General features: G+C 49.6%; 11 protein-coding genes. 8 read left to right on the forward strand and 3 right to left on the reverse strand.

From position 1 onward, the window contains the following. Positions 1-41 precede the first annotated feature (41 nt). Positions 42-911 carry an SDR family oxidoreductase gene (locus JT717_RS07515; RefSeq protein ID WP_205509582.1) on the forward strand — a complete coding sequence of 290 codons (870 nt, stop codon included), beginning with the start codon at positions 42-44 and terminating at the stop codon, positions 909-911. A gap of 633 nt (positions 912-1,544) precedes the next feature. Here JT717_RS07515 and JT717_RS07520 read toward each other — a convergent pair. From JT717_RS07520 to JT717_RS07530, 3 genes are all read right to left on the reverse strand, one after another. Continuing rightward, positions 1,545-3,266, reverse strand: a complete 1,722-nt coding sequence (locus JT717_RS07520) for an IlvD/Edd family dehydratase (RefSeq protein WP_205509583.1) — start codon at positions 3,264-3,266, stop codon at positions 1,545-1,547. A gap of 355 nt (positions 3,267-3,621) precedes the next feature. Continuing rightward, positions 3,622-5,160: a SusD/RagB family nutrient-binding outer membrane lipoprotein gene (locus tag JT717_RS07525; RefSeq protein ID WP_205509584.1), complete on the reverse strand. Its 1,539-nt coding sequence runs from the start codon at positions 5,158-5,160 to the stop codon at positions 3,622-3,624. An 11-nt stretch (positions 5,161-5,171) separates the two neighbouring features. After that, a complete protein-coding gene (locus JT717_RS07530; RefSeq protein WP_205509585.1) occupies positions 5,172-8,342 on the reverse strand; it encodes a SusC/RagA family TonB-linked outer membrane protein in 3,171 nt (1,056 codons plus the stop codon). 176 nt (positions 8,343-8,518) lie between these two features. Between JT717_RS07530 and JT717_RS07535 the strand changes: the two genes are divergently transcribed. From JT717_RS07535 to JT717_RS07565, 7 genes are all read left to right on the forward strand, one after another. After that, positions 8,519-9,406 (forward strand): helix-turn-helix domain-containing protein, encoded by an 888-nt coding sequence (locus tag JT717_RS07535; protein ID WP_205509586.1) that lies wholly within the window; start codon positions 8,519-8,521, stop codon positions 9,404-9,406. A gap of 11 nt (positions 9,407-9,417) precedes the next feature. Next, positions 9,418-10,947, forward strand: coding sequence for a gluconokinase (locus JT717_RS07540; protein WP_205509587.1), 1,530 nt, complete (start codon positions 9,418-9,420; stop codon positions 10,945-10,947). A 110-nt stretch (positions 10,948-11,057) separates the two neighbouring features. Beyond that, positions 11,058-11,981, forward strand: a complete 924-nt coding sequence (locus JT717_RS07545; RefSeq protein WP_205509588.1) for an RraA family protein — start codon at positions 11,058-11,060, stop codon at positions 11,979-11,981. A gap of 101 nt (positions 11,982-12,082) precedes the next feature. Next, positions 12,083-13,561, forward strand: coding sequence for a mandelate racemase/muconate lactonizing enzyme family protein (locus tag JT717_RS07550; RefSeq protein WP_205509589.1), 1,479 nt, complete (start codon positions 12,083-12,085; stop codon positions 13,559-13,561). 159 nt (positions 13,562-13,720) lie between these two features. Continuing rightward, positions 13,721-14,800 carry a bile acid:sodium symporter family protein gene (locus JT717_RS07555; RefSeq protein WP_240347880.1) on the forward strand — a complete coding sequence of 360 codons (1,080 nt, stop codon included), beginning with the start codon at positions 13,721-13,723 and terminating at the stop codon, positions 14,798-14,800. 97 nt (positions 14,801-14,897) lie between these two features. After that, positions 14,898-15,836, forward strand: a complete 939-nt coding sequence (locus tag JT717_RS07560) for an RraA family protein (protein ID WP_205509590.1) — start codon at positions 14,898-14,900, stop codon at positions 15,834-15,836. 135 nt (positions 15,837-15,971) lie between these two features. Next, positions 15,972-17,252, forward strand: coding sequence for a mandelate racemase/muconate lactonizing enzyme family protein (locus JT717_RS07565; protein ID WP_205509591.1), 1,281 nt, complete (start codon positions 15,972-15,974; stop codon positions 17,250-17,252). Positions 17,253-17,383 lie beyond the last annotated feature (131 nt).

Here is a 17,383-nt window from a genome sequence, read left to right on the forward strand (position 1 = left end):
CCATCTTTGTGTCATCAAATAACAACAACAAAAATAATTGTATGACACAGGCAAAAATCCTGCTTACAGGCGCCACCGGCACTGTAGGTTCCGAACTGGTTAAAAGACTCGCAGCTATAGAAGTTCCTTTCAAGGCATTGGTACGTTCCGCTAACAAAGCGGCCTTCCTGAAAAGTATTCCACAGGCTACCGTTATAACCGGAGATCTGGCCGATACACCCGGACTGGAACATGCATTAAAGGGCATTGAAAAGGTTTTTTTACTGACCGATTCATCTGCAGAGGCCGAGGAATTACAATTGAACCTGGTAAATGCTGCGCACCGGGCAGGTGTTTCACACATAGTGAAATTGTCACAATTTGCGGCTGCTGCCGATTCACCGGTTCGCTTCCTGCGTTACCATGCCAGGGTGGAAAACAGGATCAAAGAGCTGGGCATCACCTACACTTTTCTTCGCCCTAATTTATATATGCAGGGACTGATCGCATTGAAAGACTATATAAAACAGGATGCGAAATTTTATGCAGCAGTGGGTAATGCCAGCATCAGCCTGGTAGATGTACGGGATATTGCCGCTGTGGCAGCTGCTGCGCTGACAGCACCCGGCCATGAAAACAAAACCTACAATATTACAGGCGGTGAATCCCTTACGCATGATGCCCTGGCTGCTATTTTCTCGGAGGTCTTAGGCAGAAAGATCTCATTCATTGATGTAAGCGCCGAAGAAATGGAAGGTGCTTTACGGGCAGCCGGCTTCCCGGAATGGCAGGTGGGCGGATTGATCGAAGACTATGCGCATTATGCCAGGGGCGAGGCCGCCGCTGTCTACAACACGGTAAAAGCGGTTACCGGCAGCGATCCTGTTTCCTTCAGGCAGTTCGTACAGGATCATACAGTTTTGTTCTCATAGAAAAGAACCCCGGCGCCAAGGCCGGGGTCACTATTCCAGGATATTATGGTCCTTCGACCAGCAGTAAGGGTGCTTTTATTGAATTCAACCGTACTTTTTTCGAATATCTCCATCCTTTTGTTAAATGCTGTTTTACTTTGATCAAATTCAACAATGCTTTTTGCAAATGTTACCATCCTTTGGTTGTATTGAACATTCAATGTTATGATTCTACTCACACAATTGCAGGATTGGCTGCTGTTTTGTTGAAAGTATAAACACATTTTCAAAATGATGAAAGCATTTGAACGAATGAGGCGGAACTATTTTCATAATACAGTATTTTATTACTGTTGAGCCGCGACTAATTACGAATAACTTGAAATAATTGCCCAATGAGCGGCTTAATAATATCAAGCACCTGCTATAATTTAAAAAAACAGATGGATATCGAACCATAGGGCGTCGAGATTTTAAAAAAGTAAAGATCAAAGCCTGCCATTAATGGTGACATTTTAACAATGTGCTATTGAATATTGAAAAAGCACTGCGAAATAGCAAAATTGACGATGACAAATAAAAATAAAATCCATGCGATCAATAAAAGGTGAATGCAGTCTGGATAAAGAAGAACCGGATCTTATAAAAATAATGTCAATGCAGATCCCGGGTCACCTCAGATCCCGAACCGCCGCGTAACACATCGAGGTCCGCGCCGAGATGGGCCTGCTGTACATGGTCTATATAGAATTTTACATAACCGCGGCTGGCCATCGGAGCGGGCGCCTGCCACCGGGCCTTGCGGGCAGCCAATTCTTCTTCCGTTACGTCGAGATGCAGTTTGCGGGCAGCTACATCCAGTTCGATCATGTCGCCATTCTGTACCAGGGCCAGGGTACCGCCAATAGACGATTCCGGCGATACATGTAAGATGACGGTACCGCCTGCTGTACCACTCATCCGGCCATCCGAGATGCGCACCATATCTTTAATACCTTTTTGCAGCAGTTTCATCGGCAGATCTACATTGCCCACTTCGGGCATGCCCGGATAACCAACGGGGCCAACGCCTTTCAGAACGATCACACAATCTTCGTCGATATCCAGATCGGGATCGTCTATCCGTGCATGATAATCCTCTATGTTTTCAAAGACCACGGCGCGCCCGCGGTGTTTTAATAAATGCGGGGATGCAGCAGACGGCTTTACGATGGCGCCCTGTTCACAGAGGTTGCCTTTCAGTACGGCCATGCCCGCTTCTGTTTTCAGGGGTTGCTGTAAAGTGGCAATGATATCGGTGTTATAACAGGTGGATTGGGCGCTGTTGGCGCAGATGCTTTTTCCATTCACCGTAAGCGCGTTTTTATGCAGCCAGGATTCCATTTCCCGGATAACGACGGGCAAACCGCCGGCATAAAAGAAATCTTCCATCAGGTATTTACCCGATGGTTTCAGGTTCAGCAATAAAGGCACTTTACTGCCCACCTGGTCGAAATCTTCGAGTGACAACGGAACACCGATGCGGCCGGCAATGGCCAGTAAATGGATAATGAAATTGGATGAACCGCCAATGGCTGAATTGATCACGATCGCATTGTCAAATGCTTCGCGGGTGAGGATGCGGGAGATTTTCAGATCTTCTTTCACCATTTCCACAATGCGGCGGCCACTCAGTTGCGCCAGTTGTTTCTTGCGGGCATCCACGGCGGGAATGGCGGCGGCGCCCGGTAAAGTGAGGCCAAGCGCTTCGGCCATACAGGCCATGGAGCTGGCCGTGCCCATGGTCATACAATGACCCTGGCTGCGGGCTACGCCGGTTTCCACTTCATAAATATCCTGCAGGCTGTAATTCTCCACGCCTTGTTTTTCTTTGATAAGCCAGTTAAATGTGCCACTGCCGATACACTCCCCGCGAAACCGGCCGTTCAGCATGGGGCCGCCGGGCACTACTATCGTGGGCAGGTCAACGCTGCAGGCGCCCATGATGGTAGCGGGCGTGGTCTTATCGCAGCCGGTAAGCAATACTACGCCATCGATGGGATTGGCGCGAATGCTTTCCTCCACATCCATGCTGGCCAGGTTGCGGAAGAGCATGGTGGTAGGTCGCATGACCGTTTCACCGAGTGAAGTAACGGGGAACTCTAATGGAAAACCGCCGGCTTCTATTACGCCCCGTTTTACCACTTCGGCCAGATCGCGTAAGTGGTTATTGCAGGGCGTTAGTTCGCTCCAGGTATTGCAGATGCCGATCACCGGCCTGTTCACAAAATAGTCATCGGGATAACCCTGGGTACGGAACCATGACCGGTGCACAAATCCCATCTTGTCTGATTTACCGAACCAGTCGGCGCTTCTTAGTTTTTTATTGGTAGCCATTCTTACGTAGTTATATTTCCTTACAAGTATTGTCAGGTTTATCTGGAAAGTGTTGCAGGGTACAAGTGGCAGGTTCCAGGGAAGCTAAACACTGTTGCCGGTCGCCGGTTACCAGAGGCGCGGCCTCCACTGTTTTCGAACAAACAACCGCTAACCTGTAACCCGCATTTTGCATTTCATTATCACATTATCAAATTATCACATTGTCATTAGCACAACTTGTCCCCACTTCAGCCGGGATCAGCAAATCAGTCCATTAGCAAACCAGCCCATTAGCAAATCAGCACATTAGCACATCAGCACATTAGCACATCAGCACATTAGCACATCAGCACATTAGCACATCAGCACATTGTTATTTGTCCCACCACACCCTTGTGCTCAGTTTATCCGCTCCCTGGCGGCTGATGGCTTCATTCACATTTTCGGTATTCACACTAAGTTCGGAGGTAGGGTAGGTGAGCCGCCTGATAAAAGTTCCATTGGGCACATCCGGATTGTTCGGCTGCCCGTAAGGGTTCGGCGTGAGCTCAGGATAACCGCTTCGCCTGAAGTTAGCAAAAGCTTCCGGACCATTCAAAAAAGAAGCGATCCAGTATTGGGTGTTGATCTGTTTTAATTCATTACCCGCCATGAGGGGATTGGCTGCTACATAGACATCGCGGTCGGTGGCGCTAACAGCGGAACCGATGTCATAGGCGGCCATTTGATCCATATGCGCTTTAATGCCTTCTGAAAAATATTGTTCGGCAGTCCCGGTTGTGATCCATCCGCGGAAGCGGGCTTCTGCCAGCAATAAGTTGGTTTGCGCCGCTGTTACCAGGAACACGGGGGATGATATTTTGACCATCCGGCGGCGGTCTACCTGGCTGTATTCATAAAAGCTGGCGAGTCCATCAGCGGTAGCGGCGGCGCCAACGGTGCCATTGTCTTTTCCGATCGGCATGCCGATCTGTTTCGCAGGATCGGTGGTGCCTGCCGCCACTGTTTGTCCGGCCCCACTGGTAGCGCCAACATAGCGGATGGCAATCGAACGCAAGCGCGGGTCATTGGTGCTCTTTAATGCATCTACAAACGGTTTGGTAAGATAAAAGTTGGCGGCCTCGCTTCCATTAAGCGTACCTCCAATGGGCTGGGTAAAATTCGCATCGTGGCGGATATAAGCATTGTCGGCATTGTCGGTAATGACGCCGCCGGCCACAGCTGCCTGCACGGTGGCTTGCGCTTTGGCGGGATCTATTTTACTTAGGCGCATGCCCGCGCGCAGCAGGAGGGAGTAGGCAAATTTTTTCCATTTGGCCACATTGCCGGCATATAGTACATCGCCTGTTTCGATGGTGGCGGTTGTCGAAAGAGCTGCTGCCGCCTCCGTGAGCTCCTGGATGATCTTTGGATAGATATCCTGCTGCCGGTCGTATTCCGGGAACAATACCCGTTCTGCCAAACCAGCTCCACCCTGGGTGTAAGGGATATCGCCGTATTCATCGGTAAGGATCATAAATACGTAGGATTGATAAATGCGGGCCATATGATACATGTTGCTTCGCACGGTATTGTCTCTGGCGCGGGTGAGCGCATCATAGGTGTTCTTGATCACGCTTTGATAATAGGCCGTCCATAATGGCTGCGTGGTTACATCGCGGCTGTCCTGGTTGAAATTGGCGCCAGCCAGCACGCCGCCATTGGGTGTTACCAGTTGCTGCACAATGCCCAGGTCGAAGACCATTGATTTCACCGGAAAAGAGGTATTGATGATCGCCTGGTTCAATAATAAAGCCGGATCCAGTGAAGTGGGATTTGTTTCGTTCACATTCAGTTCAGACAATCCTTTTTCGCAGGACGCTGAGAAAAGCAAGAGAACGAACAGGTATATATTGATGCTTATCTTTTTCATGATCGACAGTGTTAGAATTTAATATTCAGGTTAAATCCAATGCTGCGCGTGGTGGGCAAACCGGGCGATTCAAGTCCTACCTGGTTATCGGAACCGAAGCCAAATGTTTCCGGATCGATATTATCCACCCACTTTTTCAACAGCAATACGTTATTGGCCACCAGGTCGAGCTTCAGTCCTTTAACCGGCCATTTAGCCGGTATGTGTTTGGTGAGATCATAACCCAGGGACAACTGGCGCAATTTCCAGTAGCCGCCATTATAAATGACCGCTTCCACGATCTGCTGCGAGCGAAGGTGTTCCCAATAGGTTTGTACCGGTGCTACGGCCGAGTTGGTATTCCCACTGGCATCCACACCAATGCCTTTTACGCCTCCTACGCGGCCTTCCAGCGTCATTTTATGCAGGCCATGCCGCACGGCATTGAAGTTAGTGCCCGACAACATTTTATTGCCCAGCTTATAATCTATAAATACAGACAGGTTAATTCCCTTGTAATTGACCGTATTCAGGAAGCCGCCCACCCATTTGGGAAGGGCGCTGCCAAACAGTACCAGGTCTGCAGTACGTTGTGGCAAACCGTTAGACTGGAAGATCTGCTGTCCTTTCGCATCTTTGGCATAACCATAACCGGCGATCTGTCCCATTTCCTCGCCCACCACATGGCGGGTTTCGCCATTAAATACGTGGGTGCCGGTGGTGATGCGTTCGCCGGGTTTGTCGGAGATAATGCTCAATACTTTTGTGATATTATAAGAAGTATTGGCGGTGAATTCCCAGGTCCAGTCGGCGGTTCTTACCGGTGTAAAGTTCAGCATGGCTTCAAAACCATAGTTCCGGCTTTTGCCGCTGTTGATAGGCGTATTGAGATAACCGGATGCATCGGAGATCTGCACCAGTACGATCTGGTCGCTGGTGATCTTGCGGTAGGCTGCCAGGTCAAGGATCACGCGATTATTGAACATACGTAATTCCAGGCCGGCTTCGGTTTCTGCTACCCGGCTGGGTTTCAGGTTAGGGTTGGGTAAAGTTGTGCCGGTGACATTATTGCTGATATTGCTGGTGCCAACCGGTACGGCCTGCCCGTTGGGATTATTGATGAAATTCGCATTGGGCGTATAGAACAGTTGATCTGAATAGGGGGCTACATCACCGTCACTGCCTACTTCGGCATAACCCAGCCGCACCTTCCCAAAATTCAACCAGCTGAGATTGGGCAAATGTTCCGAAAAAACATAACTACCCGAAACAGACGGGTACAGGATGCTTCTGTTAGCCGGCGCCAGGGTAGAGAACCAGTCATTACGCACTGTACCGGTCACATAAAATGTCTGCTTCCAGTTGAGTTCCGCTGATCCATACAGCGAGTTAACGCCCTGTTCAATACGCGTATAAACCGGGTCTTTGGCTCTTCCATTCTGAACGGTATAAATACCGCGGGTGATAAAATCGGTTACAACCACATTGTTGATGTCTGACCGTTTGCGCATGCGGTTACCGCCGGCATTAATAGTTACCCCGAGGTCATTGAACTGGCGATTGGCATTCAACAGGAAATCGAGGTTGGTTTCGCGGAAGCGGCGGGATTCCTGGGTGTACACCCCGTTCACGAATCCGGGCGGCGCTGCAGTACGGGAAGCCTGGCCGGTAGGGAAATTATTGACTTCCATATCGCGCGACCAGTAGTCCTGCCCAAAACGGCCCTGCAGGCTCAACCACGGCAGGATATTATACTTCAGCGCCACGTTGCCGAACAAACGATCCCGTTTTATAGTATTGAATTGTTCTGCCAGTACCCAATACGGATTGGTGCGGTTGGTAAACCTCGACCAGCTGTATTCATTCCCCGCGGCATTGTATTTATTCTCATCGAGCACCTGCAGCGGCATGGAGGTGGATAAGGCCATTAATGTGGTTGGAATGGAATTATCCTGGTTGGTGATATTGGGCGGGTTCTTATTGATCTCGCGGGAATAGTTCATATTGCCGGAAAGCAGGAACTGCTCGGATAAATTATAGCTGAAGCCGAGGTTCATCGATTTGCGGTTAAATGAATTATTCGGCATAATGCCTTTGTTATCGGTATTGTTCAGCGACAGGCGCAGGCCGCCTTTGTCGTTACTGCTTTCGAAGGCCAGGGTATTGGAAAAGTTCTGCCCGTTGCGGTAGAATTCCTTTATGCGGCTGCCCTGTGCCTGGTAGGGAACAGTGAGGTTATTGAACAGGATATGCGTCATACCCGGTTCAAACTTTTCACCGAATGACCATTGTCCGGAAGTAGGGTTGGGGGTCGTAGGCCTTACGCCATTCTCGCCCTGCCCGTATTCCTGCTGATAGTCGGTAAAGTCGAGCGGCGTATCATTGGTATAGTTCATGTTATAGGTAACGCCGATGCCTTTTGTTTTTCCTTTCGTTTTTGTGGTGATCATGATCACCCCGTCCTTGGCCCGTGAACCATACAGGGCCGATGCCGGTGCTCCTTTTAATATGGTCATGCTTTCTATATCATCGGGGTTAATGCTTGACAGACCATCACCGCCGTCGGAAAACACACCGCCGCCTTTTACGCTTATCGTATTGTCGTTAAAATTGGTATTGTCAACCGGTACGCCGTTGATAACGATCAGGGGATTGTTCTGTCCTGAAATAGACGATTGCCCGCGAATGCGGATCTTGGAGGTGCCGCCGGGCCCCGTGCCCAGGGATGAGATATTAACGCCTGCCACTTTGCCCTGGAGGGCATTCATGACATTGGTGGTGCGGTTCACACTCAATTCTTCCGGTTTCACATTCGTAGCAGAATAGCCAAGGCCCCGCGCCTGTTTTTTAATGCCCAGCGCTGTTACGATCACTTCGCCCAGGTGCTGGTTATCGGCCTGCAGGGTAACATTCAGGGTGCTGTTGCCCGCTACTTCCACTTCGGTGCTTTTAAATCCTACGGAGGTAAAAACAAGGGTGGCATTGCCTGGGGCTGCAAGCGTGAACTTACCGTCGTTGTCGGTAGTAGTTCCCTGGGAACTGCCTTTTACCATAACGGAAACCCGGGAAAGCTTCGTACCTTTTTCGTCGGAAACTGTTCCTGATACTGTTTGTGCATGGGTAACGGAAAGGAGTAACTGAAAGAACAGGAGCAGCCATAACCCTAAAAAGCGGGTTGGCCAGCCATGAACATGCTTTTTCATACCGGCAAGTTGTTTTGGTGAGGAATCGTTGAATCCAAATTATCCGGTATTAGGGGTAAAAACTTCCAAAATAAAACTGTGTTGAATTTTGTACATGCAGGCGAAATAAATTTCCTTATTTTATACTACCGTCCGGAAAGGAGAAGATTGGGTTTCCAATAAGTACATAAAGCCATATGAATCAATTTGTGCTACAACATGGTAAATCGGCCGAACTGCTGCTGTTCCCGCATATCCTGGAAGTGGGCATAAGAAAAAATGGCGCCATCCAGCTCAATGCTTTTCCTGCCACCGTTACACAATGTTTGCGCATATATTATATAATGGACGGCCGTTTTGAATGGCTTGTCGATCAGCAGCCTTATATCTTTTATCCCGGCGATGCCGCCCTGATCCTGCCGGGTACGCCCTTTGGCAGTGATAACGGCGTGTTGGAGATCGGTTCTTTTTCCTGGATACATTTAAACATCCAACAACTTGATAACGGCCATTTACAGCCAGGCGCCTGGAGCGGCCTGTCGGAAAGCGAAAGCGCGGCCCTCGGTAAGATCCTGTCGTTGAATGGCTCTCCGGTAATATCCAAATGCCCGGAGATCGGGAAGATACTCAGGTGTATACATACGGAATTATTTGGGAATGAAGTAGGCTACCAGGCAAGCATCAATCACCAGGTGGATGAACTGTTGATCCAGATCGGCCGTAAAATGACCCGGCAAAGCCATTCCGCCCGTGACTTTCCGAAATCATTCATGAAGCTCGAGGCGGCACTGCGCCAGGACCTGGCGCATCAGTGGACGGTGGAAGAAATGGCTGCCCTGGTGGGCATGGGCACTACCTTGTTCAACGAACGGGTAAAAAGTTATTCGGGTTTTTCACCCATCAATTACCTGATCAATATCAGGATTTCGGAAGCCATCAAATTATTGAAGCGGCCCGAGATCACTGTAACTGACATTGCACTGGATACCGGCTTTTATTCGTCGCAGCATTTTTCCACGACGTTCAAAAAGCTGACCGGTTACAGGCCGAGTGAATTCAGAAAAAATCATTTGCGTAATAAATAATGAGAGTACACATGAAATGCATCATTACAATTGAGTTAGGAACAAACGGGGTAAGGGTCTTTGCCTTCGACCTCAATGGCCGCGTCATCGGGTCGATGAAAGGCTATTTTCCTACATTTCATACGGAACCAGATCACAGTGAGCAGGATCCGGAGCAGATATTTATTACTACGCTGTATGTACTGAAGAACTTACTCAACGAACATATACACCCGAAAAAACATGAGGTAGCCTGTATCTGTTTCAGCGCCTCCATGCACAGCGTGCTGGCGGTAGATAAAAGCGGTAACCCATTGGGCAATGCCATTACCTGGGCCGATAACCGTGCCAAAAAGGATGCGCAGGAATTACGCACTACTGCCTTCGGCAAAAAGATCTATGCTGCAACCGGCACACCCATCCATCCCATGTCGCCATTACTGAAGATAACCTGGATGAAGAACCGCGATAAGGAACGTTTCCGCATGGCCAGCAAATTCCTGTCCATTAAAAGTTATATCATTCACCAGCTGACGGGGGAGCTATTGATGGATTACAGCATTGCATCTGCCACCGGGTTGATGAATATCCATACGCTGGATTGGGAAGCCGATGCCTTGAAATATGCCGGCATCACTACTGCCCGCCTGCCCGAACTGGCGCCGGTATTTACCACTGCCGGCAAATTGAAAAAAGCCTACCTGCAATCGCTGCGCCTGCCGCCGGAAACAAAAATACTCATTGGTTCCAGCGACGGCTGCCTGGCAACACTGGGAGATGGGGTGAAAGGAGAAGGCAAAGCCACGATCACAATCGAAGACAGCGGCGCCGTACGGGTGATGGGGCCTTCGGTATTGAAAGACGAACAAATGCGCTTTTTCAACTACCTGCTCACTGAAAATTGCTATGTCTCCGGCGGACCTACCAATAACGGTGGGAATATTTTCGAATGGTTCAGCCGGCAGTTTGGCGATTTTACCAATGCATTCGATATTGAGACCAGCATGCAGCAATTGATGGAAGAAGCGTCGAAAGTACCCCTGGGATCGGATGGTTTGTTATTCCTTCCTTATTTGCTGGGAGAGCGGGCGCCCATCTGGAATGCGCATGCGCGCGGCGCTTATTTCGGATTGAACATTAAACATGAACGTAAACATTTTATCAGGGCAACGATCGAAGGCATCCTGTATGAGATCTACAGTATCGGAAAGATCCTGGCCGAACAACGCGCTATTAAAAGTCTCTCGGTGAATGGCAGTTTTGGCACCATTCCCTTCTGCACCCAGATCATTGCCGATATGTTCAATAAACCGGTTAAGCTCCGGCCACAATTGCATAGTGTAAGTTTTGGCGCCTATTTGTTAAGCGCCACGGAAATGGGCATCTATAAATCGCTTGATGCAGCCGCGCAAACAGTAGAACTGCCCGGTGTGTATAAACCCAGGAAACAAAACCATGCCGTGTATGCTGATTACTTCAACATTTTTGAAAAACTGAGCGTGAAATTGTTTGATGAGTTTGAGGCGATCGGTTCACTGCAGCAGAAGTATTCGGTAAAGTAGTTTATGGTTTATGGTATATAGTTTATAGTAATTCAGTTTAGCCTCGCGACTTAACTTAATAACTTATGAACTGAATAACTCATGAACTCAGTAACTTAAAAAGCAGCCATATGAAAAAAGGATCATTGTTATTACTGCTAACATTGTTTTGTATACACCCGTATGCCCAACAGGTGACGCTAACGCCTGATCAGATCAAAGCTTTAACGCCAGAATGGAAAGGAGAACGATCAGCAGATGGCCGTCCGCGTGTACCGGATAAATTACTTACGCGCCTGAAAGCGATCCGGCTGGAAGAAGCCTGGGGCGTCTTGCGCAACAAAGGATATATGAATCAGTTTGAGGGCGAGTGGATGGTTTTGCATCCCGACTCGGCCATGACAGGCCGCGTGGTAACCGCCCAATACTGGCCCATGCGTCCCGATCTTGACAAACTTGTCAAAGATAAAGGCAAGGCCGAAGGCCGCATCGGCGCTCCCAATTCCTGGCCCATCGATGTGTTACAAAAAGGCGACATATACATAGCCGATAGTTATGGTAAGGTAGTAGACGGTACCCTGATCGGCGATAACCTCGGAAACGCCATTTACGCCCGTTCCGCCCGGGGTGTGATCTTTTATGGCGCCGTAAGGGATATCGAAGGACTGGGAGAAATCTCAGGTTTCAATGCCTGGATCAAAGGATATGATCCCTCATTCATTCAACAGATGATGCTCGGTGGCATCAATGTGCCGGTACGTATTGGCCGGGCTACTGTTTTGCCTGGTGATGCGGTGCTCGCAAAAAAAGGGGGCGTGGTGTTCATTCCTGCGCATCTGCTGGAGGAAGTGGTATTGAATTCGGAATTCATTGCCCTGCGCGATGCCTTTGGCCACCAGCGTTTGCGGGAAGGAAAATATACGCCCGGACAAATAGATACCCAATGGACGGATGAGATCAAAAAGGATTTTTTGAAATGGCTGGATGATAATCCGGGTAAGCTGCCTATGTCGCGTAAGGAACTGGATCAGTTTATGAAAGACAGGACATGGTAATGTGATAATGTGATAATTTGATAATGTGATAATGTAATAATGTGATAATGGAATACAGGTTAGCGATTATCGAAGTAATTAAGTAATAAAAAATAACAACCATGACACCATCACAACGATTTCTTGCCAAACTGGGCTTAAAGGACCCGGTGCCTGAATCACATGAAGATCAGCAGCCTGAGAGCACCGGGCACAACAGCCGCCGCTCTTTTTTGAAAAGGACCACCCTCGGCGGGATCGCCCTGGGCACAGCCAGCGCATTATGGCCGGTAGAAGACCTGATTGCGCAAACCACCCAGAAGGTCAGCCGCTATTCCAATCCATCTGATCTCAGGATCACCGACATGCGGTATTGTATTATCCAGAATGTAGGCCGTACGCCCATCATCCGCATCGATACCAACCAGGGAATTTATGGATTGGGCGAAGTGCGTGATGGCGCCGATGAACGGTATGCACTGATGCTGAAAAGCCGCATCCTGAACCAGAATCCCTGCAATGTGGAGATGCTGTTCAAGACCGTGAAACAGTTCGGCGGTCATGCCCGGCAGGGCGGCGGCGTGAGTGCCGTGGAAATGGCACTGTGGGATCTCTGCGGCAAAGCATACAATGTTCCTGTGTGGCAATTACTGGGTGGCCGTTACCGTGATAAAGTGAGATTATATGCCGACACGCCGGAAGCGCCCAATTTTGAAGAATTCAAAAAAAGAGTGAAACACCGCATTGAAGACCAGGGCATGACCTGGCTGAAAATGGATATCTCCATTGGGGAAGTAAAAGCACTGGAAGGCGCCCTGGTGAACAGCAAATTCTGGGGCAGCAACCTGGCGCAATGGCAGGGTGGTTATATGGACTATGCAAATATCAAACATCCTTTTACGGCGATCCAGATCACCGAAAAAGGATTGGATGGAATGGCACAGATCGTAAGCGATGTACGTTCTGCCGTGGGATACGAGATCCCTATTTCGAGTGATCATTATGGTCATTTCGATCTGAACAATGCCATTCGCTGGGGCAAAAAAGTAGAACCTTTCCGCCTTGCCTGGTTGGAAGATATGGTTCCCTGGGAGTTCACCGATCAATATAAAAAGATGTCTGACGCGCTCGAAACACCCGTGCTCACCGGCGAAGACATATACCTGCTCAGTGGTTTCAAACCTTTGATCGATACCGGTTCGGTAGATATTGTACATCCCGATCTGGCCACTGCCGGCGGCATCCTCGAAACAAAACGCATCGGGGATTATGCCGAAGAAAAGGGGGTGGCCATGGCAATGCATTTTGCCGGGAGCCCTGTTTCTTTTATGGCCAATGTGCATTGTGCAGCGGCCACGCAGAATTTCCTGGCGCTGGAACATCACTCGCTCGATAATCCCTGGTGGGAATCGCTGGTGAAAACCCTGGATGGCAAAAAGCTGTTTGAGAAGGGATATGCACAAGTGCCCAACACACCGGGACTGGGCATTGAGCTCGTGGAAGAAGAGGTCAAAAAACATTTGTTGCCCACGAATAAAACCTATTTCGCGCCTACGCCTGAATGGAATGATATACGATCGCACGACAGGTTGTGGAGCTAAGGGAAGGCTCAGGTTGCAGGGTGGCGTGACATCAGTTACCGGTAGCCCGTTCCCGTTCCCAGGAGCGCGGCCTCCAATGTAATGGCATTACCTGCAACTGGCGACCGGCAGCCCATTGCTGGTTCGCGGGATTCATTTTATTATACCATATCATATCATATGAAGCGATCAACGATATTTTACGGGGCTTCGGCTGTTTTCCTTATCGTGTATGCTGTAATGGCTATGCAGAAACAAAATGCCTGGGGCGGCTGGTTATTGCTGTTGTTCTTTGTAAGTCTGGCCCTTGCGTTCAGGCAGCATGTGCGGTTGAAAGGCCTTTCTTTTACGCTGGTGATCATGGCTGTGGTAAGCCTGGCCATGTATCATCCGCAATATTTCAAGACCATTGGCGACTTTAAGCTGTCTGCCCTGATCATTCCCTTGTTACAGATCATCATGTTTGGCATGGGCACCGAATTAAGCCTGAAAGATTTTGCCAATGTGATCCGCATGCCCAAAGGCATTATCGTAGGGGTGGTATGTCATTATGTGATCATGCCGCTGGTAGGTTTTGCCCTGGCCAACCTGTTCCGGTTTCCGGCAGAGATCGCCGCCGGCATTATACTGGTGGGATGTTGTCCGAGCGGATTAGCTTCTAACGTCATGTGTTACCTGGCCAAAGCGAACCTGGCGCTGTCGGTCTCCGTAACCACCATTTCTACCATGCTGGCGCCATTTTTAACACCGCTCCTGATGCGATTGCTGGGTGGCAGTTTTGTCGCTATTGACTTTTGGGCGATGGTATGGGATATCACCAAGATCGTGATCATTCCGGTTACGGCCGGACTGGCCTTTCACTACCTCGTACATGGCAAATTCAAATGGCTCGATAAGGCCATGCCCCTGCTGTCTATGGCGGGCATTGCCCTGATCATCATCGTGATCACGGCGGCGGGCCGGGATAATTTATTGAAGGTGGGCGCTCTGCTGCTGCTGGCCACTATTCTTCATAATGTCCTGGGTTATTTCTTTGGTTACTGGTCGGCCCGGCTGCTTCGTTTTCATGAACGGGATTGCCGCACGATCGCCCTGGAAGTTGGGATGCAGAATGCCGGCCTGGCATCGGGGCTTGCCCTGGCAATGGGCAAACTGGCCACTGCCGGACTGGCGCCTGCTATTTTCGGACCTGTTATGAATATCTCTGGTTCTACTTTGGCAAGCTGGTGGCATAACCATCCGCCGGAGAAAAGTTCATAGTTCACAGTTTAAAGTGTATAGTTCTGTATTCTTTAACCTGTATTTCATTAGCACATCAGCAAATCAGCACATTAGCACATTGATAAAAAGCTTTCATATGAAAACGAATTGCATAATACCAGTGTTGTTGTTCTTATGCACCATGGTGCATGCACAGCAGATCACTCGTGATCAACTGCTTGCCTTAACCCCCGACTGGAAAGGCGAGCGCTTTGCCGACGGAAGACCTAAGGTGCCCGACAGTATTCTCGACCGCATGAAGCTGGTGAGCCTGGAAGAAGCCTGGGCTGTGCTGCGTAATGAAAATTTCAAACATCAGTTCGATGGTGAATGGAAAACGATCAACCCGGATAGTGTACTCGTAGGGCGTGCCGTTACCGCTATCTTCATGCCCGGCCGGCCCGACATTCACCGCGTGATCGACAAGTTCGGCCAGCGCGACAAACGCGTGAAATCACAGAACTCCTGGCCCATCGATCTGCTGGTGAAACGCGACGTATATGTGGTAGACCAGTTCGATGCCTACGAAGATGGACCCACCATCGGCGATAACCTGGGCAATTCCATTTATGCAAAGACCGGCAATGGCATTGTATATGATGGCGCCATCCGCGACATCAGGGGATTAAAGGAGATCGGTTCCTTTACGTCTTTCTTCCGCAGCTATCATCCTTCGCATCACCTTAATAACCCGGATGGTGATCTGAATACCACGCTCACCGGTATCAACCAGCCCACCCGCATCGGCAAGGCGACAGTTATGCCCGGCGATGTGGTGCTGGGGCGTGATGGCGGCGTGATCTTTATTCCGCCCCACCTGGCCGAGAAAGTGGTAAAAACCTCGGAGATCGTGCGCCTGCGCGATATGTTCGGGCATCAGCGCTTACGCGAAGGGAAATACACGCCCGGACAAATAGATTCCCGCTGGAGCGAAGACATAGAAAAGGATTTTTCCAAATGGCTGAACGATCACATGAATGAGCTGCCCGTTCCAAAGAGCCAGATCCAGGAGTTCCTGAAGGGCAGGACCTGGTAATGCCACTTCAAAGTACATAGTTAAAAGTTCATCGTTAAAAGTTTATAGTTATTCAGTTCTAAAAGCTGTAGCGGGTTATGAAATAAGGATCCTGCCAGCCACTTGCTTCTCACTGACGTAAACCCATAATAAAAAATGAAAAACAATCATTCAAGAAGATCTTTCTTAACAAAGGCTGCGATCGCTGCTGCCATGAGCCCGATTGCCTCGCTCACTTCGTTCGGCCAAAGCTATGAGCAGGCGATAGACCGCACGCCAAAAGCGTCGCCCCCTTCGAACCTGAAGATCACGGAAGTGAAATGCGGTTACATCCGGGGCAGCCTCTTTGTAAAAATATATACCAACCAGGATATCTGGGGATGCGGTGAAGGCGTGGATGCGATTCCGGGTACCTATTACCTCGTGAAGAATTTTGGCGAGCGCATCAAGGGACAAAGTCCGCTAAACGTACATCGGTTGTTTGAAGATATCCGGCGCTCCGGCTTTTTCCAGGGCGCCCAGTCGGGCATGTACGTGGCGGTTTTGTCGGCCATTGAAACCGCCTTGTGGGACCTGGCAGGCAAAGCACTGCAATTACCCGTATACCAGTTGCTGGGCGGGAAGTTCCGCGACAAAGTGCGGGTGTATTGCGATACCGCTTTATACCAGCATAACCTGCCAAAACCGGCTGACTTTGCCGAGGCAGCCAGCAAGGCCAAGCAGATGGGCTTCAATGCCATTAAGTTCGACCTTGATCAGGCAAATGATCCCAATAAATATGACCGGTATAACTGGACTGCCAGTCCGGCCGAACTCCAACGGATGTACGATCAGCTGGCTGCCGCGCGGGAGGCAGTAGGGCCGGGCATCGATATCTGCGCCGATATGCATGGACGATACGATGCCGTAACGGCGCAGACCATTGCAAAAAGAGTAGAGCCATTGAACCTGATGTGGCTGGAAGAACCGATCCCGGCCGAGAATGTAGAAGCATATAAGCTGATCTCTGAATCTACCAGCACGCCCATTTGTGCCGGTGAGAATCATTACCTGGCCCATGGCTTCAGAAGATTGCTCGAGATCGGTGCGGTGGATATTGTTATGCCTGACCTGCAGAAATGTGGTGGGCTGGGCGAGGGGCAACGCATCGCCAACCTGGCCAATTTATATTATGTACCCTTTGCGCCGCATATGGTGGCCTCGTTCCTGGGCGCTATGGCATCAGCGCATGTATGTGCTTCTGTGCCTAATTTTATGATCCTGGAGTGGCAGTCTTATTTTCATACCCAGCCCATGTTCAAGGAAATCATCAGTTATGATGGCGAATGGGTGAATAAAAGTTTCATCACAGTGTCGGAAAAACCAGGCATTGGGGTTGAGATCAATGAAGCGGGTATGAAAAAATATGCGATCCCCGGTGTGCCTTTTTTTGCGTAAATGTTTGTTTGTTTGTTTTCACAAGCCGCATAACCGATCCTTAGCCGCCTCATTTTTCGGTGGCCATTTTTAATATAAGGTATTCTTTCCCAAAGTAAGTCAATGATGTTCAGCAGGTCTGCAGCCGGTTT

The sequence above is a fragment of the Longitalea arenae genome (assembly GCF_016924755.1).
Lineage (GTDB): Bacteria > Bacteroidota > Bacteroidia > Chitinophagales > Chitinophagaceae > Niastella > Niastella arenae.

Bases quoted from the DNA above. Each gene is read 5' to 3' on its own strand.
- JT717_RS07515 (WP_205509582.1), top strand. From the start codon at position 42: ATGACACAGGCAAAAATCCTGCTTACAGGCGCCACCGGCACTGTAGGT.
- JT717_RS07555 (WP_240347880.1), top strand. From the start codon at position 13,721: ATGAAGCGATCAACGATATTTTACGGGGCTTCGGCTGTTTTCCTTATC.
- JT717_RS07535 (WP_205509586.1), top strand. From the start codon at position 8,519: ATGAATCAATTTGTGCTACAACATGGTAAATCGGCCGAACTGCTGCTG.
- JT717_RS07545 (WP_205509588.1), top strand. From the start codon at position 11,058: ATGAAAAAAGGATCATTGTTATTACTGCTAACATTGTTTTGTATACAC.
- JT717_RS07520 (WP_205509583.1), bottom strand. From the start codon at position 3,266: ATGGCTACCAATAAAAAACTAAGAAGCGCCGACTGGTTCGGTAAATCA.
- JT717_RS07565 (WP_205509591.1), top strand. From the start codon at position 15,972: ATGAAAAACAATCATTCAAGAAGATCTTTCTTAACAAAGGCTGCGATC.
- JT717_RS07530 (WP_205509585.1), bottom strand. From the start codon at position 8,342: ATGAAAAAGCATGTTCATGGCTGGCCAACCCGCTTTTTAGGGTTATGG.
- JT717_RS07525 (WP_205509584.1), bottom strand. From the start codon at position 5,160: ATGAAAAAGATAAGCATCAATATATACCTGTTCGTTCTCTTGCTTTTC.
- JT717_RS07540 (WP_205509587.1), top strand. From the start codon at position 9,418: ATGAAATGCATCATTACAATTGAGTTAGGAACAAACGGGGTAAGGGTC.
- JT717_RS07550 (WP_205509589.1), top strand. From the start codon at position 12,083: ATGACACCATCACAACGATTTCTTGCCAAACTGGGCTTAAAGGACCCG.
- JT717_RS07560 (WP_205509590.1), top strand. From the start codon at position 14,898: ATGAAAACGAATTGCATAATACCAGTGTTGTTGTTCTTATGCACCATG.